This window comes from Shimia abyssi (genome assembly GCF_003014475.1).
In the GTDB taxonomy this organism is placed as follows: domain Bacteria; phylum Pseudomonadota; class Alphaproteobacteria; order Rhodobacterales; family Rhodobacteraceae; genus Shimia; species Shimia abyssi.
On record NZ_PYGJ01000015.1, the window covers coordinates 60009 to 83820 of the forward strand.

The following is a 23812-nucleotide window of genomic DNA, read 5'->3' on the forward strand; positions in this document are numbered from 1 at the left end:
GAGAGAGACTATGAGTGATCTGGTCGTAATTGTTTTTGAAGGCCGTCATACAGCAGACGAGGCGCTTCTGCGCCTTCAGAAAATGAGCATGGACTGGGAAGTCGATCTTGACGAGGTTGTCGTGATGACCCGTGACAAAAACGGCGTCGTGCGGACCCGCAACTCTGACACCCTTACCGCAACAGGCTTCCTCGGGGGCACATCCCTAGGAGCGCTGACCGGAACTCTGATCGGTGCCATGGCTGGCAATCCAGCTGCCGGGTTTATTGCAGGTTCGGCTGTTGGCGCCAGTTCCGGCACATTGGCAGGAATGCTGGATCAGGCGGAAGAAGAGGACGCATTGGCCGCGCGTGTCGGTGCAAAAATGGGGCCAGACTCTTCGGCACTGGCCGTCATCGGGTGGTCCAGTCGCCCCACCAAGCTGCTGGGCGAACTCGAAGGCATGAAGGGCGAAGTCATCGAAACATCTTTGTCCGTCAGCGATGAAAATGAACTTCGCGCCGCCTTGTCGCGAAACTGATTAAGTCTTCTTGGAAATCCGGTGGCCTGAGCCGCAGGCCACCGGAACGCAACACTCACATCATTCTGACTGGAAAAGGGTAAATGAAAAGATTTCTGACCTCCACTGTCGCTCTGAGCGCGTTTGCTTTCGGAGCCCCAATGACAGCATCCGCAGAGTCTGCCCCCCACGTGGCTGGCGGCGTTGTTGTGGAATACAACAATCTGGACATCGCTTTGGTCGCTTCGGGCTGGAGCGTTATCGAGCTTTTGCGCGGCGACGTGTACAATGATCGCGGTGATTTCGTGGGATATGTCCATGATGCGCTTGTTTTGCCGGATGGTGATACGACTTTTGTAATTGTCAACGTCGCGGGCTTCCTGAACATCGGTGAAAAGCTGATCGCGTTGCCAGCGGGTGCCTTCGAGATCAACGCGGATGGCGATTTGGTGTTGCCAAATGCTTCCAAGGACAATCTGAAAAGTCTGCCCCGGTTCTACTACGCACGCAACTAAACAGACTGGCGCACTCGACAGGGTTGATCGGGTTGAAGAAGCAACAACGCAAAAGTGATCCACAAAGTTTGGAACTGCAATCTACCAAGAGAAAGATACATTCGGCATGGGAAACTCGAAAAACAAACTACAAGAAAACTGGGGATGGTTTCTTGCGCTCGGGATCGTGTTGATGATTGGTGGCGCGTCCGCACTTTTTGCCCCCTTTCTGGTATCATTGGCCATCGAATTTGTGGTCGGAATTGTCTTCGCTGTCGGTGGCGTTGTGATGCTTGTCCAAGTTTTCACAACCAAAGACGGCTGGAACGCTCGGCTCATCTATTCAATCCTTGGCGGCTTCAATCTGTTTGCGGGGATTATGCTGATGTTCCGCCCTCTCGAAGGGCTTGTGGCGCTGACGATGGTCCTGATCGTCGCCATTTTCGTGAACGGCTTGGTCCGTATCGCTGTAGGCGTGATGGCGCGACCTGACGAAGGATCCGGCTGGGTCATTTTTGTTGGCTGCGTGTCCGTACTGGCTTCGGGATATCTGTTGGCAATGTACCCCGAAGTGAGCGCCATGCTGCTGGGGATTGTGGCAGGTGTCTCGCTGATTGGTGAGGGCGCGGGATATATCCGCTTTGCCTATGGTTTGAAAAGCGAAGTGTCGGTCGCTGTCTGACGCGGCGCTACATTTTGGTTAAACACCTGTTTTGCCGCTGCCCAAAGGTAGAGAGATATGCCCGAGCCAAAAACGATTTCCATGCTAGTCAAATGGGCTGCGGTAGGACTGAGCTTGATCATTCCGTCTTTCTCAGATGCGCAGGAAAAACCCCGGCTGGTACTTCAGATTACGGTGGATCAGTTGCGGGGGGACATGATCAACAGATACGGTGCCCACTTGGGCGAGGGTGGCTTCCGCTACTTGTTGGATAATGGCGTTAACTTCACCAACACCCATCACCGCCATGCCAACACCGAAACAATTGTCGGTCACACGACACTGGCAACAGGCACCGATCCCGCAATCCATGGAATGGTTGCCAATCTTTGGTTTGATCGAAAGACAGGTACGCCATTCTACAACGTACAAGATCAAGGCTATCCCCTGGTTGGGGCGTCCGGAATTGACGCCGAGAACGAAATCGACCCGACCCAGCGGGCCGCCACAACTGACGGGCGGTCGCCACGCAACATCATCAGTTCAACGATCTCCGATGAAATCGCCCTGCACTTTGGCCCGTCTTCAAAGGTGTTTGGGGTGTCAGTCAAGGATCGTGGGGCAATTGCGATGGCGGGTCACGCCGGTGATGCTTACTGGTTCTCAAAGTCAGAAGGCCGGTTTGTTACAAGTACTTTTTACAATGACGCATACCCAAGTTGGATCGAAGAATGGGATGCCAAGGGACTCGTCGCGTCTTATGCCAACCGCGATTGGAAGCTGCTGAGGGACGCTTCGGATTATGCCTTTGCTGACCGGGATGATCAGCCATGGGAAACAGATTTGCCGGGGTTTGGCCGCACATTCCCGCATAACTGGGGCCCGGCCGAGGGAAAATACTTTTCAACCTTTCTAACACTTAGCCCCGCAGGGGATGAAATCACTGTCAACTTTGCCAAGACTCTGCTGGACGCAGAACAGCTCGGGCAAGACGTGGTAACTGACTACCTGTCCGTCAGCTTGTCATCCACTGACTATGTCGGACATATTTTCGGGCCTTCGAGCCTCGAAGCTGAAGACAATTTTGCCCATCTCGACAGGCAAATTGCCGACCTGTTGGCACACGTAGAGTCCGTCATAGGGCTAGAACACACATTGATCGTGTTATCGGCAGACCACGGTGCTCCTGAACACCCAGAGTACCTTGCAACACTGGGCATTGAGGCGGGTTTGTTCGATTTTGAACGCGTCGACACGGAACCGGGATTCGTGCGGCTGCAAATGGATTTTGGCGAGGCCAAAGACCTGGTTCAAAACTTCTCCAACCCTTACGTCTACTTGAACAAAGATCTCATTTCCGAACGCGATTTGGATCCATTGGATGTTGAACGGGCAGTCGCTGATGAACTCCAGAAGCTCCCAGGCATTGCTTATGCGGTCAGTAGCTCGGACTTGCGAAGAGGGGCGTTTGCCAAAACCAAGATTAGCGATGCAGTCTTGGCAAACTTCAATCCAGACCGATCCGGAGACATCTATGTGGTGTTTGAACCGCATTGGTTTGTGGCTGACTTTGATGGATTGCATGTTGCATCTGCGCATGGCTCGCCGTGGACATATGACACCCATGTGCCCTTGATTATTTCCGGAAAGAACATCGCCGCCAAGACGGTCGTGCGACGTGTCGAAACCGTAGATGTCGCGCCAACGATTGCGGCCATTTTGGGCACCAAGCCGCCTTCTGGAGCAGTCGGTGTTCCCCTACCTGAAGCGATGCCAAAGACAAAGGACCAACCATGAGATCGCTACTGAAACGTTTCGCCCTAATAGCCGGATTTTGGACAATTGGTGTGCCTGTTTTGGCGCAGTCAGACGCCGCCCAAGCCAACAATCCGTTGGCGGACATAACTGCGTTTAACATCCAAAATTACTATTTCGGAGAGTTTACTGGACCTGGCGATGTCACCGGAAATCAGTTCGTATTGCGATACGCAAAGCCGGTCTCAATTGGCGATTCAAATTGGCTGATCCGGGCCTCACTGCCGTATAATTCGTTACCAGTGGGTTCGGGGGGCGGTACGGTAAGCGGGATCGGGGACTTCGACGTTTTTGCAGCCTATCAGTTCGATACAGCCAATCCCGGAGTAAGTTTCGCGCTTGGTCCCCAAATCGTGGTTCCAACGGCCTCTGATGACCGCCTTGGGGCAGATCAGTGGCAACTGGGATTGGCAAACGTCTACTTCAATGCGACATCGCCTGTGTTTCAGTACGGCTATCTTTTGACGTACCGCACAGGTGTCGGGGATACGAACGGCCGTCAACGAGCAAGCCTTGGTGCCTTTCAACCATTTGCCTTTTATCAACTCGGTGGGGGGTATTACACAGGTGGTGCGCCGATCTGGACGTACGATTTCGCCACTGACAGTTATGCGGTTCCACTGGGGCTTCGGCTCGGTAAAGTCACCAAGCGCGGCAACACCGTCTTTAACTTTTTTGTTGAGCCACAGTACTCGGTTTTCACCAAAGGCGCAGGCCAGCCAAAGTGGCAAATCTACATGGCACTTAACATGCAGTTCCAATGACCCTTGGGGCACGTGACGCATGCCGACCTCGTTTTGAAACACATCAATCAATTTAACCAAACAATCAGGAATGCTATTATGGAAAAGTTTATCGCTGTCGTTTTTGAAAGTGATGACACTGCTTTCAAAGGCGAAACGGCCTTGCGCGGGCTGCATGCAACAGGAGAACTTGCGGTGTATGCGGCTGCTGTGATCGGGAAAGATCTCGACGGAAAAGTAAAGGTCAAGAAGGTGGAAGACGAAGGGCCATTGGGAACTGCGTTGGGCCTTGTAATTGGTGGCATGGTAGGTGTTCTGGCTGGCCCTCTGGCTGTTGCCTCCGGTGCTGCAATCGCCGGTTCTGCGGCCGCTGCGTCTGCGGCCGCCTCAGGAATGGCTGTCGGATCAATGACAGGCGGCCTGTTCGGTGTTTATCGTGACCTTTGGGTGGCCGGAATTGACTCCGCGATGCTTGATGAAGTCAGTGTCGAACTTCTTCCGGGGAAGTCTTGCGTGGTTGCGTCGGTCGATGAAGTCTGGACCTCACCCTTGGATGTCAAAATGGGTGAAGCTGGTGGGGTGGTGTTCCGTAAACCGCGCATCGATGCAATTGATGAACAATACGCGTCCGACATGGCAGAGCTTGACCGGGAGATCACAGAACTCAAGGATGAGTGGAAGCAAGCAAGCGATGAGACCAAACAGGCAATCCACGACAAGATCGATGCTGCAAAGTCCAAAACAAACGCAGCCATGGAGAAGATTCTAGATCGCATTGATGAACTGGACAGCCAGACAGAAGCGAGGCTTAAGGCGATTGATGAGCAAATTGCAACGGCCAAGGAAAACACCCGCCAAAAGTTTGAAACGCGCAAAGCTGAAATTCAGGCTGACTACAAAGAGCGGAAATCCAAGCTAGATGCATCAATGGCTCTGGCGAAAGAAGCCCTGACCTGAACCAATCATTAAAAACGCTGACAATTGGCATTTTGCGTCTTCCAAAAAAGGTGACGCAGATTAGTGGCAAAAGTGTTGCGCCAATCCAATCTAGAGAAAGGAAAAGAAATGACAGATCTAAAAAGTATGATGGCTGAACTTCAACAAAAACGAGACGAGATCAAACTTCAGTTGCACCTCGGATCTATGGAAGCTGAGGAGGAGTGGGATTCACTTGTATCTGAATGGGACAAATTCCTTTCAAAAAACCAGTTTGACCAAACTTCTGACGAGGTTGGTGAAGCAGCCCGTGAACTTGGGCTTAAAATGAAGGCTGCTTATGACAATGCTAAGAAGGCAGTTGGTTAACAGTCGGGCCGGACTGCTCCGAAATCAGCTCTATTGATTGAAGGGCGTGTGGGCTTAGGCAAACGTCTGGCATAATTGCACGCGGCCAAAGGATGGTACGACTTTCGGAAGGGGTTGGCTCGTTTCATGAGCTGACCTCTACTTTGAAACCCAAGTATGTTAGTCACTATGAGAAACGGGTGCTTCTGGAGCCTAATTGTGCCGCTTCGCGGGTTCCTTTTTTGAAAATGCACCACTTCCCAAGATACAAGGGGTCAAGACGAATGCCTGTTGATGCAGATGACTCCGCCACTGAAGTCAAAGAGCCGGCTGTAGCCGCCTCACGGCAGACTATTGCTTTGGCGTCCTTTCTGGTGCTGGCACTTTTGACCAGTGTTGCCTTTGTGGAGCTCGTTCGCCCATTTCTGGCAGCACTGGCGCTGGCCGCGATTTTTTCGGCACTTGTCCAACCATTTTACACGCGGGTTCTGGTCCGAACCGGAATGCGAGAAGGCCTGGCCAGTACCATTACCGTGTTGGTTGGCGTGCTGCTTGTAGTGGGACCGCTCATAGGAGTGGGATATCTTGCGACGGCTCAGGCTTCCGGTTTGGTGGCCGGCGCAGATCAGGTTATTGAAACGCTATCCAAAGATGCCGCGGCCCTGAAAGGCGGGACGTATGAGTTCCCAAGTTGGGTTCCGTTTGACCAGGAACTGACAGAAGCTGGCCCTCTGGTATTTGAGAAAGCAGAAAGTTTGTTAGGTTCGGCAGCCTCGTTCCTCACCTCTGAATTATCGCACTTAACCAATGGCACAGCGAAATTCTTCCTAAGCCTTTTCACTTTCTTGTATGCGATGTTCTTCTTCTTACCGCTTAAGGAATCTGCATTCCGCCCAATCCTTAAGAACTCGGGGCTAAGCGCGGATCTTCAGGATAAACTGCACGAAAGAATCGTGTCAGTAAGCCGGGCGACGATAAAAGGAACTTTGTTGATCGGCGTGATACAGGGCGCGCTCGGAGGTCTTGGTTTTTGGGCGGCAGGGATCGAGGGGCCCGCTTTTTGGGCAGTAGTGATGGCGATTGCAGCAGCTATTCCAGGTATTGGGGCTACAGGCGTGGTCTTTGGCGGAGCTGCCTATCTCGCTTTTCAGAGCGAATTTCCGGCCGCAATTGGGTTGGCGCTTTGGGCTGGTTTGGTGGTCGGGACAATCGACAACGTTCTGCGGCCATCGCTTGTGGGGCGAGACGCACAAATGTCGGATCTGATGATCTTTGTCAGCACCTTGGGCGGGCTTGCGCTGTTCGGCGCTTCGGGACTGATTTTTGGCCCTGTTATTGCCGGTGTGTTCATTGCAGTTTGGCAGGAAGTACCCAGGTTTTTGCAATCGCCAGCCGAGAGCCAAGGCGGCGACCAGACTGCCCCTGAAATTCAGCAACCGGTAGAACCAGATGCGCGGCATGCCGTTGACGAACCTCAATCGAGTGGGCAAGTGCGGAAATTTACGGCGTCAAAGACCGACCTGGAAAAAGAAGTAGAGGCCTTGAAGCGCGAACTGGCGAGAGACGACACGTAAAACCTCTCGTTGTTTTAGAAAACAAACTTACCATTTTGCGCTGCAGTTTGGCCTCACAGTAACGGTGAGAACAACCGCGCCACGGGCGCGCCCAGCCGGATATGGCGAGGTTGCTCTGAGAGCTCTTTGTCCAGCTTGAGAGCCCGTGCAAAATCCTCCTCTAGGAAGGCAGCAGTTTGCTTTGCAGCCACGGAATCAAACATGACGGCCATGGCTTCAAAGTTCAGGCGGAATGAGCGGTTGTCCATATTGGTCGTCCCAATCGCCGCCAAGCTCTCATCCACAAGAACCACTTTTTGATGCATAAAGCCTTCATCATAGCGCCATACTTCTACGCCCGCTTGCCGGATTTCGTCGAAGTAGGCAAAAGCTGCAAGCCAAGGGATTTTGTGGTCGATAACTTCGGGTACCAAAATTCGAACATCAACGCCCCGGAGAGAGGCATGTTTCAACGCGGTCAAAACGTCGGTGTCGGGGACAAAGTATGGTGAGGCGATCCACACGCGTTCTTTGGCCGCGCAAATGGCAGAGAAGAAGAAAAGCGCACCGGTTTCCAATTCATCACCGGGTCCCGTCGGGACGATCATGCCGGTCATATCTTCTGAAGCATGAGGAGCTTCCCAGTTCAGTGGATCTACCATCAACTCACCCGAAGCCCAGTGCCAGTCTTCGGCAAAAATGAGCTGAAGCTGAGAAACGACCGGGCCCTTTAGCTCGACATGCGTGTCTCTCCAAGCTCCGAATTTGGCGCTTTTGCCCATGTATTCATCACCGACATTCAGCCCACCTGTGAAAGCGATGGTGCCGTCAACAACAACCGTCTTTCGGTGATTTCGAAAGTTGAGCTGAAACCTGTTTTTCGGGCCTCGGGTGCTTTTGGGGTCGATAGCCAATACTCCCGAGGATCGCAGTTCTTCGTGATAGTCTTTAGGTAACCCAACGCAGCCAACGGCATCGAACATGACCCGGACCGTAACACCTCGTTTGGCTGCCGCGATCAGATGCGCCTTTAGCTCACGCCCAATCTCGTCGTCATGGATGATGTAAAACTGTAGCAGAATGTAGTCTTTAGCGGCGTCAAGCGCATCGAAGATAGCTTCAAACGTTTGTGCGCCGTCGATCAAGATCCGCATGCTGTTTCCACGAACAGCGGGCAATTCTGAAATTGCCTCAAATGGCGCTACAGGGAAATCCGGTTTTGAAACGGGGGCGTTGGCTAGTTTGTAATTCTGAACACCTTCGATGATTTCTTCACTGTCACGACGCGCAATCAGGTAACCTTTGAACTTGTGATGCCCCAGAAAGAGATACAAAGGGACACCGAGATAAGGGGCCGTTATCAAGAAAACGACCCAGCCAACGGCGCCTTGCGACGTCCTTGATGACGACACAGCGCGCCATGCAAACCAGATTGCAATAATCTCGAGAACGACTAGGGCTGCTACAGCAAATGACGCTATCATCTAGGCAAAAACTCCTAAGGAGAATTGAAATATTTCAAGAGCATGACACCACAATAGTAGAATTTGTTCAGGATGAACGCGAAATGCAAAACGACGATATTTCATAAATTGCATTTTAGATACACGTAAGATCCATTGCGGAGGCATCCACCGCAAAAAATTGAAAACGCAGGGTTTTCTATTAGTCTGTCGCTCTAAAGTACAAGGTATCCAGACAAATCTACCCAACTGTTGGCAATAGTTGGTTGCCAGAAAAGATTAACAGCGAGCGGTACAACCAAATGCCCTTTAAGGAAGCAGTTTCTGACCTTGTTACGAGAGTGCAAGATTGGCTTTCATCCGCAGACCAAATCGGCGTCGTAGTCGCTATTGTTTTTGTTGCGATTATTATCTGGCTACGCAAGCCATTGGCCAAGATGGTTGTTGGGGCGTTGGATAGTTTAATGACCCGACTTGCCGTAGGCCTATCGGAAGAAACGAAAGCCGAGCTAACTGTACCAACGTCGGTTTTGATCGTTACTTTGTCGGCTTTCTTAGCCTTGGATGTTTTGCAACTGCCTGAGTTTGCAGATGGAATCGTGCGCCGCGTCCTGACGTCCATCGCCGTTTTGGCTGTGTTTGCTGGTTGGTACAATCTATGTGGCCCCTTTGTTTCTCTCTTGAGCGGTGAAACCCGCTTGGGTGTGAAAATGGAAAGTGGCTGGATGGAGCGGGTCGCCCGTTTTGGTGTCGTTTTGTTCGGGATCACGGCTTTGTTGACCGTTTGGGAAGTGGACATTTCTTCGGCTTTGACAGGCGTAGGTGTTTTGGGCGCCGGGTTGGCAATTGCGACGCAGGATCTTATCCGAAACCTAGTCGCCGGCATGAACAACATCAGCGAAAAGCGATTTTCTGTTGGGGACGTAGTCCAGATCGAAGGGATTTTTGTCGGCACCGTTGAACAAATTGACCTGAGGTCGACATTGCTTCGGGGCTTTGACCAAATTCCTAGGTACATTCCCAACTCTGAACTCGCCAACGCGGTGGTGCTGAATTACTCGCAGCGACGCAATCGTCGTGTAAAACTGAGTATACCTTTGGTTCTAGCGACGACCCAAGCTCAGATTTCAGAGTTCTGCGACACCCTGAGAAAGCACTTGAAAGAAAGTGGTGACTTTGACGTCTCAGAGGATGCGCCGCAATATGTGCACGTCGAAGGACTGTCGGACAGTGCGGTTCTCGTGATGTTCTATGCGTGGACAAATGATCCAGATTACGCAAGCTTTCTGGAGGTAACCGAGCGCCTGACCCTGAAAATTATGGAACTGGCGAGTGCTTGCGATACTGCACTCGCCTACCCGACGCAAACATTGAACATGTCAGAGAGTGCATCCGACGTGTAACTCCGGTCTTCAGCTCAGCTCTTTAGGTTCTTGATCACGGCCTTGGCAACAGTCCCGGCAACTCCAGGGGCAATCGCGCCAAACGGATCGCTTGCCATTTTCTTGACGGCGTCAGCCGTTGCTTTTGCCTCGCCTGCAAATGCGCGCATTTCCGCTTCTATGTCTTCGAGAGCCATGTCGCGAACCTCTGTGACAGGCGCCGTTTCCTGTTCAACATTGGATTTGTTCGCCAAAGACACCAGCAAAATTGCCAGAGCCATATTGACGAGCGCCACAATCAAAGCCGCCGACGGGGGGGACATGGTTTGTGACAAAGCCAGATAGGCTGATACGTTTAGCATAATCAGGCCGACACCTGCTGCAATCCCGGCGGCCGCCATCAACCCGGTTTGGCGGCGAAGAACCGCAAGATGACGCTGGGCGATCAGGCGCTCTGCGCGCAGCACAATAGAAATGTTTCTAGAAATACGATTCATAATTAGTTCCTATCTTGCGCGGCCAACTAAAAAGCCAATAGCAAAAGCCCCGAGTGCGATTAGTAGCTGCTGCTTGTGTGGCAGGTGTTCAAGTTCAGCCATGATTTCAGAAACTTCTTTTTCCCAATCGGTTTTTCCTTTTAGGGGTTCCACCATATCCTCATCGACTGACGGGTCAGCGTGAGCCTCTTCGCGCGCATCTACATGTTGTGAGGAGCGTTCCGCCAACTGTCTTCTGAGGTTCAGAAGTTCTGCTTCCAATTCTGCCTTTGTTGCCACAAATCGCTCCTACGTTAACTTTTCTTGCGTTTTTAAGTTTAGCGGTAATTGAGAGTCTAGAAGGCGCCCACTGCCATAAGAATACCCATCACCTTATCCGAAAATGTCGCGACACATAAGTTATTCGACTCGTGTTTACATACGTAGAATGTCCGTGGTCAGCTGGCGACCATCCATCCCGCACAGGCGGGTATCTCGGCCAAGTCGCTGAGCAACGTCAAGACAGACCTTTCCAAGGCGCTGCAACTCACTGGGTATCTGCCCCCTGCGGCACCCAAGGCAGAGCCCAATGAAGCGTGGAAGGCGTTCCTGTCAGCTTGCGAGGCCAAGCATCAGGTTCACTTGTTCGCTCGCCTTGTGAACCACTGCGCACAGCAAGGGGTAGAACCTGATGCAGTGGATGACGCACTGATGTCTGCGTTCCAATCCTATCTTGACGCCCACCTTCTGGGGAAAGACCCCGCGAAAATCTGCAAGGCAATCGCCCAAGCCTGGAATGGCATCGTCAAACGCAAGAAGTTGCCGCTCGCCATTCTGAGTTATGAGAAAGGCGGTCAGTACCGTTGCCGCCCGCTTTCCATCTATCCTCAGTCGTTGCAAGATGAGATTGTGGCCTATCTGGATCAACTGCGTCACATCAGTCTGTTTGACGATGAGGGGCCGGAATATGCTCTGCGCCCGGCCTCGCTGCGCAGCACCGAAGCACACCTCCGTCAGTATCTGGATGCTCTGGTCGAAACTGGGGTGGCTCCGGAGACGCTTCTTTCGCTGAAAGATGCCATCACAGCCAGCAACATGAAAAGCGCTTTGACCGGGATCATGAAGCGTCGTGGCCTGTCCGACACCAAGGATGGTGGGCTGCACAACATCTCCGCCACTCTCGTGGCCATTGCGCGTCATCACCTCAAAGTGCCAGAGGTGGAACTGAATGCCATTCAAAAAATCAAGAAGAGGGCCACGCCAACCGTCCAGGGCATGAGCAGCAAGAACCGTGACCGTCTTGGTCAGTTCCATGATTGGGAGAATGTTGCCCGCCTGCTTAGCCTGCCGGACACGCTCATGGCCCGCGCCGCCGCGAACCATGGTTCCCGCACTTCTGCCCTGTTTGCCATGTATGCGGTTGCCATCTAGATCCTGCTGTCCTGCCCGATGCGTACCAAGAACTTTGCTCAGCTAGAGCTGGATGAGAATGTCACCGCACATCGCAATGGCACGTACACCAACTATTCCATTCGCGTGGATGCAAAGGATGTGAAGAACAAGGAGCATATCGAGGTTGTTCTAAATCCGCACGCGTCCAAAATCCTGCACAGTTACATCATGAAACACCGCCACCTTCTTACGAGCGCGAACGGTCCGGCCCTGTTTCCAAAAAAGGGCAGCGGCAAACCCCGCGATCCGAGGAACTTTGGCAGCGACATCAAATCACTGATCTATCGTGAGACCGGCCTGAAGGTGCATGCGCATCTGTTCCGCCATCTGGCAGGCCACCTCTACCTCAAGAAACGCCCCGGAAATTTTGAGACCGTGCGCCGTCTTCTGAAGCACAAGAGACTGGAGACGACCATGACCTTCTATGCTGACCTTTCGAACCAATGGGCGCATGAACACTATGACGAGGTGGTTCTTGGTAAATGGAGTGGCAATCATGACTAACCCCATCCCCCTTGTTCTCAAGTATGAGGACTGGCCTCAGGCAGATCGCTCTGCCTGGGATGCCCTTTTTTCTGTCAGTGAATGGTTTGGCGACAGCGGTGCTTGTGTTGAATGGAGTGACAGCAGTCGTGCCAAACGCCGCCAAAGCTATGGCCAGTGGCTGTCGTTCCTGTTGCGTAGTTCACCAGAGCTACTGACCGTGTCTCCAGCAGAGCGGATGACCAAGGACAGTGTTCAGGCCTACGTGGAAGAATGTGAAGAACGCCTTAAGCCCAAAAGCGTCCATGGTTTTGTCTCGGATATCTATGTGATCATTCGTGCTGTCGCGCCCGTCGCAGATTGGGATTGGCTTAAGCGTGCCTCTAATCGTCTGCGCAAGAAGGCCGACAGCCAGAGCCTGCCACCCCCTCATGAAATTACGGCTAAGGAAGCACTGCATCGCGCCCTTGACTGGATCGACATCCATGATGGCAACAATCGCTACGCGCATATGACGCAAGCGATCCGCTTCCGTCAGGGGTTGATGATTACCTTTCTTGTCACTCGCCCCGTGCGTCGTCGCACCTTGCTGGCCACAGACCTCAATGATCATCTCAAGGTGATGACCGACGGGATGCATCTCTACTATGAGGCCAAGGACATCAAGACCAAGCGTCCCCATGACTTCCCGATGCCCAAGGTTCTGGTCCCTCACATGCAGCGTTATCTCGACGTACACCGGCCGGTTCTCTTGCAGGGCAAATCCCACGCTGCGCTCTGGGTCAATCAGTATGGCGACCCGATCACACCTGACGGCTTGTCCCGTGAATTGCCCAAAATGACGCAGCGTGTAATTGGCCTGGCGCTTCGCCCCCATGCCTTCCGTCATGTCGCCGCGACCTACATCGCGGAAACCGACCCCGAGCACGCCAACATCATTCGTGACGTCCTCGGCCACACCACGCTCAACATGGCCAACAAGCATTACAATCGCGCCAAGGGGATCAGTGCGTGTGACAGCTATCAGGAGATGATCGCGGGGATGCGCAAGGAAGGAGGTAAAGGGGTGGCATAATGCGCAGGGCTCGAAAGCCGCCGTTCGTGAAAAATGCAGCGAATGGCGGCTAGGAGCCCAGAGCCGTCACTGCGCCAAACTGCAGCGACGGCATTAGAGCATCAACAACGTCACACCCGCAGACGTCTACTTCGGGCGCGACAAAGCCATTCTAAAACAACGCGAAAGGATCAAACGAAAGACACTCGAAGCAAGACGCTTGCATCACCGCCAGCACGCCGCATAATCAAACCAACCAGATGAGCCAAACCTCTTTTAGTTTAGGCCGCCATTGGTTCCAAAAACCCTGACGACGGACAGTTGGAGCAAACGTACTTTGGTCGCATGAGGAAACCCGCAAAGGATGGACCTATGCACGCGACATACGGGTTCGCGCGTGGTGTCGCGAGCAGGGCTTACCATGGCATGAGATACCCCAGCATGGCGTCCAGCGACGTCTTGCGTCGCGCAATGGGTGGGCGAAGCAATGGGATCGGTTTATGGCGGAGCCCGTTACGCAAGCACCCAGCTTGCCCCCTGTCACCATTGAGCCCGGCAATATCCCCACGGCAACAGTGCTTAGTCTTCCCCTGATGGAGCAACGGGGCGTCAAAATGGCGGGCGGCCTGCCGCACAAGCGTTGCTAAATTCGTTTCTGACTGAGCGTGGTCGGACCTACCGCCACGCGATGTCTTCCCCAATGGCGGGCGCACATGCGTGCTCTCGGCTGTCGCCGCATTTGGCATGGGGCAGCCCTGTCTCTGCGTGAGGTTGTGCAAGCCACATGGGCGCGCCAAAGGGAGGTGAAAGCGCGTGCCGCGCGAGATGGATGGAGCGGCGCATTGTCTTCGTTTTCTGGCCGTCTGCACTGCCATTGCCATTTCATCCAAAAATTGGAGGACGCACCGCGGATCGAGTTTGAAAACCTGCATCGTGGATATGTTGGGATCCGACCGTCGGCGCCGGACACCGACAGATTGGCCGTTTGGGCACGGGGCGAGACTGGGCTGCCGTTTGTTGATGCATGCATGAGATCCCTTCGCGCCACAGGGTGGCTGAACTTTCGAATGCGCGCGATGGTAATGGCCGTTGCGAGCTATCATCTTTGGCTCCATTGGCGCGCGCCGGGCCTTGAGTTGGCGCGACTGTTTACGGACTATGAGCCGGGCATTCACTATCGCCCACGTCTCATTGCTGCTAGTGGTGTCCACACGGTCTTCCCGCAACTTAGCCTTCACCCGACGTTTGGGTGTCTTGTTCCGCAGTTGCAGACCCATCTCATTGTAAAGCCGGTAGATCCGCTTGGCTTTCACCTTCCAGCACTCCCGTCGCAGAAGGACGTGGATGCGCCTGTTTCCATAGCGCACACGCGTCTGAGCTATTTCTTTGATGCGTGCCCTAAGTTCGACCTGCTCGTCGCCATGCGGTCGATAATGGTAGGTCGAGCGATGCGCCTGAGGAACACCGCAGGCGCGGCGAATGCTGACGCCCCAAATCGACCTGAGGTCATCAACCAATTCCCGGCGGCAAGCAGGCTTTAGAGCTTTCGTTTGATGACGTCCTGCAGCATTGCCTTGTCCAACGAGAGATCGGCTACCAGCCGCTTCAACCTGTTGTTCTCCTCATCCAGCACCTTCAGACGCTTCATCTCAGCCGACATCAAACCAGCGTACCTTTTGCGCCATTTGTAAAACGTTGCCTCAGCGATCCCGGCCTTCCGACACACCTCAGGGATACTCGTGCCGTCCTCAACCTGTTTCAGCACAAACGCAATCTGCGCTTCCGTGAACTTGCTTCGCTTCATGGAACTCTCCTTCTCCCGCACTCGGGATTGTAAATGGGAAATTCCAGCTTCGTTTGGTCCAGTTTATGGGCAGCAGTTCAGCCTTCTGAGGCTAATTTCTCGGCGACGGATCTGCCGATGTCACGCCCCCCTCCGGCGACGATGGCGGAATTTCTTTGAGTTTCATGAGAAGTCTTTCAAAGCTGAAATCGGCACGAAATATAGTGGACAGTAGTAGTTAAACTCTTATGCGCCGCGGTGCACAAAAAGATCATAGATTTCAGGGACATTGCCATGGCCCATGCCTGCCTCTAGAGCGGCGGCGAGGTTAGCGGCAGTACCTTCTGCGATCTCGACCTGGATATTCATTTCTTGAGTCATCTGTACAAAATATCCGATGTCCTTGGCAGCATTCGCAATCGAAAAGCCAAGATCACTGACCCCATCGACAGCATAGTTCTTGCAAAACTGCATGAAGGGCGAATTGGACGGGCCCGCCGACATGATGTCGAACAGCTGCTGCACATCAATGCCGGTACGTTTGGCAACAGCGAAGGCTTGGCTCATTGCACATACGGTTGTCATGCCCATGAAGTTATTGATCAGCTTCGTCACGTGGCCTGACCCAAGCGCACCAAGGTAAAAGACGTTTTCGCCAAGCACGTCGAGCACAGGCTTCACCTTTTCAAAGGTGTCTATGTCACCTGCTGCCAGGATATTAAGCAACCCGTCCTTGGCGTGCGCTGGCGTGCGCCCCAAAGGCGCATCAATCATTCCCGCCCCTTTTGCAGCTAGATCCGCACCGATCTTTTGGGTGGATGCCGGAATGGACGTGCCGAAATCAATGATGGTTGTCCCTGGCTTGATACCAGCCAGTATCCCTTCGTCGCCGTAGATCAAGCTTTCGACGGCTTCCGAAGTCGTTACGCAGAGCATGACGATATCGCTGGCTAGAGCGAGTTTCTTCGGGGTGCTGGCTTCGACCGCGCCGCGCGCGAGTGTGGCCTCAACAGAGGCACGGTTTCGCCCCATCACCACAAGGTCATACCTGTTGTTTTGCAAGCATTCGGCCATATTGCCACCCATCTGGCCAAGGCCGATGAATCCAATTTTCGGGTTTGTCATATGTCGCTCCTCCATACTGTCACTTGGACATATTTTCGAACGCAGCAGCGCCTGCTTTCGCCACTTCAAGGTCTTGCGCGGGTGATCCAGAACTCACGCCGATACCACCAACTACAGCGCCGTCTGACGTGACTGGCAAACCGCCAGCAACAGCAACCATCTTTCCACCTAAAGCGGACGAGATTCCATGCGCGGGCATACCGGGTTGGTTAACTTCTGCCAAAGCATCCGTGCCTTTCTGGATCCCGGATGCTGTAAAGCTTTTGTCAATGGCTAGTTGAATGCTGGTGATCTTGCCGCCGTCCATCCGCTCAAAGGCGATGAGGTTGCCGCTTTCATCGGTTACGGCGATGCACATTGGCACACCGATCTCTTGCGCCTTAGCACGCGCGCCTGCGATCAGCCGCTCGGCGTCGCTGATATCCAGTCTCTTGATTGTCAACATTGGGTGCGCACTCCGCTGGTCATGGGCCGATTATGAGGTTCGGCAAAGTCAGGGAGATCGCCGGTATGAAGGTGATCAGCATGAGCGCTGCGAAGATCGCCAGATAGAAAGGCCAGATCGTTCTCACGGCTTTTTCCATAGGCAGCTTGCCAACCGCGCAGCCCACGAAAAGACACGTGCCCACCGGCGGCGTACAAAGACCTAGGCCAAGGTTCACCAAAAGGATCATGCCAAATTGCACCGGGTCGATACCCAGCATGTTCATGACCGGCAGGAAGATCGGTGTGCAGATCAGGATCAGCGCTGCCATGTCCATGATCATGCCCAATAGCAGCAGAACTGCATTGATCATCAGCAGGATGAGGATCGGGTTTTCGGTGATCCCCAGCAAGAATTCGACCGTCTTGGTCGGCACGCGATTGAAAGTCAGCATATATGCAAAAGCGGCCGCGCAAGCGATCAGGATCATGACCATCGAGGTGGTGCGAACTGACGATATTACCGCTTCCTTGAAACCCTCCCAACTGAGGCTGCGGTAGACGACAAGTGTTACGATGAAAGCATACATTGCCCCAAAGGCTCCGGACTCGGTTACGGTAAAGACTCCGGACAAAACCCCGCCGACAATAATGACTGCCGTCAGCAATCCGGGGATTGAGCCAACAAAGGCGATGGCCAGTGCCGTCCACCCAGGGAATTGCTCGGCTTGGTAGCCGCGTTTGACGGCCACGACATAGGCGGCAATCGCAAGGCAGCAACACATCAGAACACCCGGCACCACCCCTGCCAGAAACAGCTTGGAGATCGACACTGCGCCGCCTGTGGCCAAAGCGAAGATGATCATGTTGTGGCTGGGCGGAATGATGATCCCGGCGATGGAGGACGTCACCGTAACGTTGACGGCATAATCCGCATCATACCCTTTGTCTTTCATCACCGGGACAAGGATTGATCCAAGGGCCGAGATGTCCGCGATGGCCGATCCGGAGATCCCACCAAACAGCATGGACGAGAACACGTTGACGATCCCCAGACCGCCGCGCACCGCGCCGACTGCAGCCTGAGCGAATTTGACCAGTCGCATAGCGATCCCGCCATGAAACATAAGCTCGCCCGCAAAGATGAAGAACGGGATCGCCATCAGCGAAAAGACGTTGACCCCCGAAACGATCCTTTGAAACCCTACAAAAAGTGGCAGGCCTTCGTACCAAAATGCCGCCAAAGCCGAGATGCCCAGGGCAAAGGCCACCGGCGTACCGATTATAACGCAAAGGGCAAAGACCCCAAGAAGAAGCATCAGTCCCATAATTAGCCCTGATCTATGTTGTCTTGGCGCTCATCCCTGCCGAGAAATAGGCGGATGAGGTGACCAACGGAAAAGAGAAACAAAAGCGCGCCGCAAATCGTTAACGGCAGTGAGCGCAGACCTTCCGACCACTGAATCAAGGGTATGAGTGTGTTCCATTTGAACTTGGTCAACTCGATCCCGTTCCAGAACATCATTGCACCAAACCCGGCCATCAGAACGTCAGAGACTATGACAAAGAGCGTGCGCACCGGCGTCGGGACGATGTTGCGAAAAATCACCACGGAAAGATGTGTGTGATTATGCACCCCGGCGGCTGCACCCAAAAACGCAATGACCATGACCAAAAGCAGCGAGACTTGCTCGACCCACGTGGGCGTGTTGTTCAGCACATAACGTCCAAAGACCAGCCATGCAAATATCGCGGTCATGCAAACAAGAGCGATCCCCGCGATAAAAACACAAGCACGCGAAAGAAAATCGAAGGCTCTGTCCATTGGTCGCAAAAACGCCGGTGCTTTTCTATGCTCGCTCATTTGCCCTCCTTTAGATAAAGCTCCCGGCTGCCATAGTTGGAGCCGGGCGCTCTTTTTGACTGATCAGCCCAGCTTATTCGGTGGCTTTCGCCATATCGACCAAGGCCTTCATGTCAGGATTTGCCGCTAGGTATTCGGCATAGACCGTATCCATTGCCGCCTGGAAAGGCGCTTTGTTAGCGATTTCGTTTACGGCGATCCCGGCGGCCTCCACGTCCTTGCGCGCCTGCTCGGAGCCGACAGCCCAGAGTTCGCGCTGAACAAGTGCTGCTTCTTGCGCGGCACTGCGGACGGCCGCCTGCATTTCAGGGCTTAACGCGCCAAATTTAGCAGTGTTCACGCAAATGCACTCAGGAATGATAAGGTGTTCTGACAGCGAATAGTGAGTGGTCACTTCGTAGTGGCCAACGTTCTTGAACGACGGGAAGTTGTTTTCAGCACCGTCCACAACACCCGTCTTCAACGCCTGCTGAACTTCGGCAAATGCCATTGGTGACGGGTTGCCGCCCATAGCCGAAATCATCGATGTATAAAGATCATTGTTCATCACACGGATCTTCAGGCCTTCAACATCTGCCGGTGTGTTGATCGGCTTCTGGCTGTAGAACGAACGCGCGCCCGCATCAAACCAGGCAAGAGGCAGCACGCCCGCTTCGCCCATCGCAGCTGCAACGGTTTGACCGGCTTCACCTTCCATGACACGGAACATGTGCGGCACGCTCTTGAAGATGAACGGCAAGGATACCAGGTTCGCCTCTTTAACCATTGGTCCAATAGGACCAAGGTTAAAGTTACCTACCTCGATGGCACCGATGCGCACTTGCTCCAACGCATCGGGCTGCGACCCCAGCACACCGCCATGGAAGACGTCTACAGTGATCTCGCCACCCGAAGCCGCATCGACCAACTCAGCGAATTTATCCATGGCCGCGGTGTTCGGGTGGCCGTCGTTGTGAATGTTCCAAGCGCGCCAGCTCTCGGCGGACGCCGAAGTTGCGATGAGAGCGACCGCGGTGGCAGCTGCAAATAGCGATTTCGTAAATGTCATGGGTTCTCCTCCCCGTTAAATTTTGGACAGGACCTGGCTTTTCGAAGTTAAGGGAGTCGATGGAAGCATGGCTTCCTACTTCCTCCCAGAGCCGGAATCACTGCCCCTACATTGATTACTAGTATCCAAGTTTTGTCAACAGCCGTCTCCTAGTATCCCAATTCACTTGACAAAAGCCCTCCTTAGACTTTTCATAAGTGTACAGATCGGTTCCGATTTAAGCTCTTTGAAAGGGGATTTATTTTGTAACAGTTTGAAATATTTAGAGGCGTTTTGACAGGCCCCTACTTGCCGAAGCCATTGGGATGCGAGAGAGTATTCGTGGAAAATATAGTCAGACGAACCACAACCGATGCAGTCTATGAAAAACTGCATGACGAAATAATCTCACTTGAAATTCTTCCCGGTACAAAGCTGTCGGAGTCCGAAGTTGCGCGCCGATTTGGCGTCTCGCGTCAACCCGTCAGGAATGCATTCACACGACTTTGCAATGACGATCTGTTGTTGATTAGGCCGCAAAAAGCAACCGAAGTCCGCGGATTTTCGATGGAGCGGGTAGAACTCGCCCGATTGGTGCGCCTGTCCGTTGAACTGGAGATCGTTTACCGCGCGGTTGGCGTTTGGGATGCATCATGCCAAGCTCATTTGGCCGAGAACATACGCTGGCAGGAACAGGCTATCGAGGGCGGTGACCTGACGAAGTTTCACGCGCTGGACTATGATTTTCACAAGTTGATTTACGTTCTCAGCGGCAATCCTACGGCCTTTGAAGTCATGCTTGAATGCAAACAAAAGGTGGATCGAATCTGCCTCTTGAGCCTCGAAAAGTCCAGCGAAGCTACGTCGATTTTGACAGACCATCGCGCAATCGCTGAGAGCTTAGCATTGAGAGATCTCGACGCAGCTCAGGCCGCGATCCGGGCGCATCTATCGCGACTGGATGAGACGATTGAATTTATTCATGAGACCCATCCGAACTTTTTCGAGTGATTGTTTTTTGAAAATTCGCTGTCACTACACTCTTGGGCCGATGCAACGCAGTATCTGGTCGTACTTTGTCCGCCAGTTATGGCGAAATGGCCGACGACTGCTTTGTCCGCGTCTTACCAGTTCAGACAGCGCGCAGCGAATAGTCTGTTCAGAGCCAATTCTGTTGAAAAACCCATCTTGATTTGAAGCGCATCGGCTGATTCAATTTCCCTTTGAAATTAAGACGCTCAAAACCGTCTTAGACCAGAAAGAACGCGACAGCGGAGGCAGGGCATGATTTTACTGGACGAGGATCGGCTTTTTCCGACTGAGGGGCGCGGACGGGAACTGGCGCGCGCGCTGTTTGACAGTGTGCGGGACCTGCCAATCATAAGCCCCCATGGTCACACAGATCCGCGCTGGCTGGCCGGAAATGAGCGGTTTGGTAACCCGGCAGACCTGTTTGTCACGCCGGACCATTATGTCTTTCGGATGTTGTATTCGCAAGGCATCCGGCTGGAAGATCTTGGGATTGAAACCCTTGCGGGGGAGAAAAGTGCCACAGATCCCAGAGAGGTTTGGCGCCTTTTTGCCGCACATTATCATGTGTTTAGAGGCACCCCGTCGCGGCTTTGGATCGATCATTCGTTACAAGAGGTTTTCGGAGTCGAAAAGGGTCTGTCGGCAGAGACGGCGGACGAGATTTATGAACAGATTAGCGATTGTCTGGGCCGTCCCGAGTTCCTACCACGCGCGCTCTTTGATCGATTCAACATCGAGGTGATTGCTACAACTGAAAGCCCGCTGGACACACTGGATCACCATGCCCGCGTTGCTGCGTCCGACTGGGGTGGGCGGATGATCTCAACCTATCGACCAGATGCGGTGATGGACCCCGAGAATCCGGATTTTTTGAATAACCTTAAAGTGTTCTCCGAGATCACCGGCGAAGATGCGCTGAGCTGGGATGGGTATCTTAAGGCGCATCGCAAGCGAAGACTGCGGTTCAAGGCCTACGGCGCCACGGCGACAGATCATGGCCATCCGACCGCCAGAACAGAGAACCTTTCGCAACAGGCCGCGCGCGAATTGTTCAATGCGGTACTGCGCGATCCGACAGATGCGGGCAACGCCGAGATGTTTCGCGCGCAGATGCTGACGGAAATGGCCAGGATGAGCCTGGACGATGGTCTGGTGATGCAGATCCACGCCGGTTCGCGGCGCAATCATTCCAGCGCGATTCATCGCAGGTTTGGTGCCGACAAAGGGTTCGATATTCCGGGGCGTACGGATTTTGTCACAGCGCTTGGGCCGCTTCTGGATGTGGTTGGCCATGAACCGGATATGACGGTGATCCTCTTTACGCTGGACGAGAGCAGCTATGGCCGCGAACTTGCGCCGCTTGCCGGGGTTTATCCGGCGCTGAAACTGGGGCCTGCCTGGTGGTTTTTTGACAGTGCCGACGGTATGCGGCGGTTTCGTGAAATGACGACAGAGACCGCCGGTTTCTACAACACAGTCGGCTTTAACGATGATACGCGCGCGTTCTGTTCAATACCGGCACGTCACGACGTGGCACGGCGAGTTGACTGCGCCTTCCTCGCGTCGCTGGTGACCAGCGGGCGGCTCGGCGAAACAGACGCGTTCGAGGTCGTTCAGGATCTGACATATCATCTTGCAAAAAAAGCGTACCGGTTGTGAGCGACGCGGATGAAACCAGGCTTCGACGCACAGAAGAAGCGCCAAAAACCGGGATCGTTCATCTTGGTTTGGGGGCTTTTTTCCGAGCCCATGGGGCCGTTTATATCAAACAGGCGATGGCCCGTTCGGGCGGGAATTGGGGCATTGTCGGTGTCAGCCTGAGATCGCCGGGAATACGGAACCTGCTTGCACCGCAAGAGGGTGTTTACACGGCTGTGGAGCTTTCGGCGCAAGGTTTGAAACCTCAATCCATCGACGTTGTAAGCGACGTTCTGGTGGCCCCGGAAAATCCTCAGGCGGTTCTGGATGCGATGGTCGATGACTCCGTGCGGATCGTCAGTCTCACGGTTACCGAGAAAGGCTATTGTCGTGGCGGCGCGGATGGGGCGCTGGATCTGGATCATCCCGAAATTGAAAACGATCTGGCCAGCAATCTGCCGAAATCAGCCATTGGCTTTATCGTGCGTGCGCTGGACAACCGGCGCAGGAAGGGGCTGCGCCCATTTACCGTGTTATCGCTCGATAACCTGCCTGCCAACGGGGCTCTGACCCGCCGGATTGTGTGCGAAATGGCGGCGCGGGTTGACAGCGATCTGGCGGATTGGATCGCAAGCGAATGCTGCTTTCCCTGCACCATGGTGGATCGCATCGTGCCCGCGATGACACCGGACACCATTGCGCGACTGCATCGCGAAACGGGCATCCATGACCCGGCCGCCGTTGTGCACGAACCGTTTCGGCAATGGGTGATTGAGGACAGCTTTGTCGACGGTCAGCGGCCGGAATTTGAGGCCGTCGGAGCGCAACTGGTCGACGACGTGGAGCCGTTTGAGAACATGAAATTGCGGATGCTCAACGGCACCCATTCGGCAATGGCCTATATCGGCAGCATTGCCGGGCACGACACCGTTGAAGTTGCCATAAACGATCCGGCGATTTCGGCGTTTCTGGACACCATGTGGCAAGAGGAAATCATACCTTCTCTGGTCGCCCCACCTGAGACGGATCTTGCCGATTATGCTGCCGCGCTCAGGGAACGTTATCGCAATCCCGAAATCCGGCACTTGTTGGAACAGATTGCCATGGACGGGAGCCAAAAGTTGCCACAACGTATTCTGGACCCGCTGTTTGAAAACCTGGCGGCCGGCCGGCCGGCCGAAAAGCTGATGACGGTGGTGGCCGCCTGGTTCCGGTTCCTCTCACAACGGGCTGACGGTGAGCAGATCAATGACCCGATATCGTCTGATCTCTGTGCCGCCATGCGCGGTCATGCAGACGACCGCGCGCTGGTGCTTGGCCTATTGTCCGTTGATCAGGTGTTCGGACCGTACCCGACGGATCAGATCAGCGACGCGCTTGTCAGGCGCTTTCAGGCGATGTCTGTACAAAATATCCAACAGGATCTGGGAAAGGTGCTTTCATGATGGAAACATGGCGTTGTGTCAACGGCGGCGCAACAACCGGCCCGCGGGGCGGAGCACCTGCCTTTTTTCCCAATTGCAATAGGCCAGCCCACAGCTAGGGCGGGGTCGTTTTCCTC

Annotated in this window: 23 protein-coding genes and 2 pseudogenes; 16 read left to right on the top strand and 9 right to left on the bottom strand. The window is 53.9% G+C overall.

Features of this window, described 5'->3' with window-relative positions:
• Window positions 1-10 precede the first annotated feature (10 nt).
• The 8 genes from CLV88_RS18160 (at window position 11) to CLV88_RS18195 (ending at window position 7070) form a co-directional block, all read left to right on the top strand.
• The gene (locus CLV88_RS18160; RefSeq protein ID WP_106609830.1) at window positions 11-520 is read left to right on the top strand and encodes a DUF1269 domain-containing protein; all 510 of its coding nucleotides are present in this window, start codon (window positions 11-13) and stop codon (window positions 518-520) included.
• A gap of 140 nt (window positions 521-660) precedes the next feature.
• Entirely contained in the window at window positions 661-1014 is a 354-nt protein-coding gene (locus tag CLV88_RS18165) for a PRC-barrel domain-containing protein (protein ID WP_165798927.1), read from the top strand.
• 106 nt (window positions 1015-1120) lie between these two features.
• Window positions 1121-1675, top strand: coding sequence for an HdeD family acid-resistance protein (locus CLV88_RS18170; protein WP_106609832.1), 555 nt, complete (start codon window positions 1121-1123; stop codon window positions 1673-1675).
• Window positions 1676-1732: 57 nt separating this feature from the next.
• Window positions 1733-3451, top strand: coding sequence for an alkaline phosphatase family protein (locus tag CLV88_RS18175; protein ID WP_243403719.1), 1719 nt, complete (start codon window positions 1733-1735; stop codon window positions 3449-3451).
• Window positions 3448-4233: a hypothetical protein gene (locus tag CLV88_RS18180; RefSeq protein ID WP_207797098.1), complete on the top strand. Its 786-nt coding sequence runs from the start codon at window positions 3448-3450 to the stop codon at window positions 4231-4233. The genes CLV88_RS18175 and CLV88_RS18180 overlap by 4 nt, the downstream gene beginning before the upstream one ends.
• 12 nt (window positions 4234-4245) lie before the next feature.
• Complete coding sequence (locus CLV88_RS18185; RefSeq protein WP_133169993.1) at window positions 4246-5169, top strand: DUF1269 domain-containing protein; 924 nt, start codon at window positions 4246-4248, stop codon at window positions 5167-5169.
• 63 nt (window positions 5170-5232) lie between these two features.
• Window positions 5233-5517, top strand: coding sequence for a hypothetical protein (locus CLV88_RS18190; RefSeq protein WP_133169994.1), 285 nt, complete (start codon window positions 5233-5235; stop codon window positions 5515-5517).
• Window positions 5518-5780: 263 nt separating this feature from the next.
• Window positions 5781-7070 (top strand): AI-2E family transporter, encoded by a 1290-nt coding sequence (locus CLV88_RS18195; RefSeq protein ID WP_165798928.1) that lies wholly within the window; start codon window positions 5781-5783, stop codon window positions 7068-7070.
• Between the two features lie 53 nt (window positions 7071-7123).
• Here CLV88_RS18195 and cls read toward each other — a convergent pair whose 3' ends face one another.
• A complete protein-coding gene (gene cls / locus CLV88_RS18200) occupies window positions 7124-8533 on the bottom strand; it encodes a cardiolipin synthase (RefSeq protein ID WP_106609836.1) in 1410 nt (469 codons plus the stop codon).
• Window positions 8534-8976: 443 nt separating this feature from the next.
• On the opposite strand from cls, the gene CLV88_RS18205 reads away from it, so the two are divergent.
• A complete protein-coding gene (locus CLV88_RS18205; RefSeq protein WP_165798929.1) occupies window positions 8977-9915 on the top strand; it encodes a mechanosensitive ion channel family protein in 939 nt (312 codons plus the stop codon).
• A 14-nt stretch (window positions 9916-9929) separates the two neighbouring features.
• On the opposite strand, the gene CLV88_RS18210 is transcribed toward CLV88_RS18205, so the two are convergent.
• A complete protein-coding gene (locus CLV88_RS18210) occupies window positions 9930-10391 on the bottom strand; it encodes a phage holin family protein (RefSeq protein WP_106609838.1) in 462 nt (153 codons plus the stop codon).
• Between the two features lie 9 nt (window positions 10392-10400).
• Window positions 10401-10670, bottom strand: a complete 270-nt coding sequence (locus tag CLV88_RS18215) for a hypothetical protein (protein WP_106609839.1) — start codon at window positions 10668-10670, stop codon at window positions 10401-10403.
• Window positions 10671-11081: 411 nt separating this feature from the next.
• Here CLV88_RS18215 and CLV88_RS18220 point away from each other — a divergent pair, with 411 nt between their 5' ends.
• From CLV88_RS18220 to CLV88_RS23410, 4 genes and pseudogenes are all read left to right on the top strand, one after another.
• A complete protein-coding gene (locus tag CLV88_RS18220) occupies window positions 11082-11801 on the top strand; it encodes a hypothetical protein (protein ID WP_165798930.1) in 720 nt (239 codons plus the stop codon).
• 18 nt (window positions 11802-11819) lie between these two features.
• A complete protein-coding gene (locus CLV88_RS18225) occupies window positions 11820-12326 on the top strand; it encodes a site-specific integrase (protein ID WP_106609841.1) in 507 nt (168 codons plus the stop codon).
• Window positions 12319-13380: a tyrosine-type recombinase/integrase gene (locus CLV88_RS18230; RefSeq protein ID WP_165798931.1), complete on the top strand. Its 1062-nt coding sequence runs from the start codon at window positions 12319-12321 to the stop codon at window positions 13378-13380. Before CLV88_RS18225 ends, CLV88_RS18230 begins: the two co-directional genes overlap by 8 nt.
• 692 nt (window positions 13381-14072) lie before the next feature.
• Window positions 14073-14510: pseudogene (locus CLV88_RS23410) on the top strand (FAD-binding domain-containing protein); the annotation flags it as partial.
• Between the two features lie 24 nt (window positions 14511-14534).
• On the opposite strand, the pseudogene CLV88_RS23415 reads toward CLV88_RS23410, so the two are convergent.
• The 6 genes and pseudogenes from CLV88_RS23415 to CLV88_RS18270 all read right to left on the bottom strand — a co-directional run.
• A pseudogene (locus tag CLV88_RS23415) lies at window positions 14535-15163 on the bottom strand (transposase); the annotation flags it as partial.
• A 225-nt stretch (window positions 15164-15388) separates the two neighbouring features.
• Window positions 15389-16267: an NAD(P)-dependent oxidoreductase gene (locus tag CLV88_RS18250; RefSeq protein WP_243403720.1), complete on the bottom strand. Its 879-nt coding sequence runs from the start codon at window positions 16265-16267 to the stop codon at window positions 15389-15391.
• Between the two features lie 19 nt (window positions 16268-16286).
• Complete coding sequence (locus CLV88_RS18255) at window positions 16287-16712, bottom strand: GlcG/HbpS family heme-binding protein (protein ID WP_106609845.1); 426 nt, start codon at window positions 16710-16712, stop codon at window positions 16287-16289.
• A 19-nt stretch (window positions 16713-16731) separates the two neighbouring features.
• Window positions 16732-18018 (bottom strand): TRAP transporter large permease, encoded by a 1287-nt coding sequence (locus CLV88_RS18260; protein ID WP_106609846.1) that lies wholly within the window; start codon window positions 18016-18018, stop codon window positions 16732-16734.
• Window positions 18019-18020: 2 nt separating this feature from the next.
• Window positions 18021-18554, bottom strand: a complete 534-nt coding sequence (locus CLV88_RS18265) for a TRAP transporter small permease (RefSeq protein WP_106609847.1) — start codon at window positions 18552-18554, stop codon at window positions 18021-18023.
• Window positions 18555-18627: 73 nt separating this feature from the next.
• On the bottom strand, window positions 18628-19602 hold the full coding sequence (locus tag CLV88_RS18270; RefSeq protein WP_106609848.1) for a TRAP transporter substrate-binding protein: 975 nt from the start codon (window positions 19600-19602) through the stop codon (window positions 18628-18630).
• 321 nt (window positions 19603-19923) lie between these two features.
• Between CLV88_RS18270 and CLV88_RS18275 the strand changes: the two genes are divergently transcribed.
• The 3 genes from CLV88_RS18275 to CLV88_RS18285 all read left to right on the top strand — a co-directional run bounded on the left by CLV88_RS18275 (window position 19924) and on the right by CLV88_RS18285 (window position 23696).
• Window positions 19924-20592: a GntR family transcriptional regulator gene (locus tag CLV88_RS18275; protein ID WP_133169996.1), complete on the top strand. Its 669-nt coding sequence runs from the start codon at window positions 19924-19926 to the stop codon at window positions 20590-20592.
• A gap of 273 nt (window positions 20593-20865) precedes the next feature.
• Window positions 20866-22272: a glucuronate isomerase gene (gene uxaC / locus CLV88_RS18280; protein ID WP_106609850.1), complete on the top strand. Its 1407-nt coding sequence runs from the start codon at window positions 20866-20868 to the stop codon at window positions 22270-22272.
• Window positions 22269-23696 carry a mannitol dehydrogenase family protein gene (locus CLV88_RS18285; RefSeq protein WP_243403721.1) on the top strand — a complete coding sequence of 476 codons (1428 nt, stop codon included), beginning with the start codon at window positions 22269-22271 and terminating at the stop codon, window positions 23694-23696. The genes uxaC and CLV88_RS18285 overlap by 4 nt, the downstream gene beginning before the upstream one ends.
• Window positions 23697-23812 lie beyond the last annotated feature (116 nt).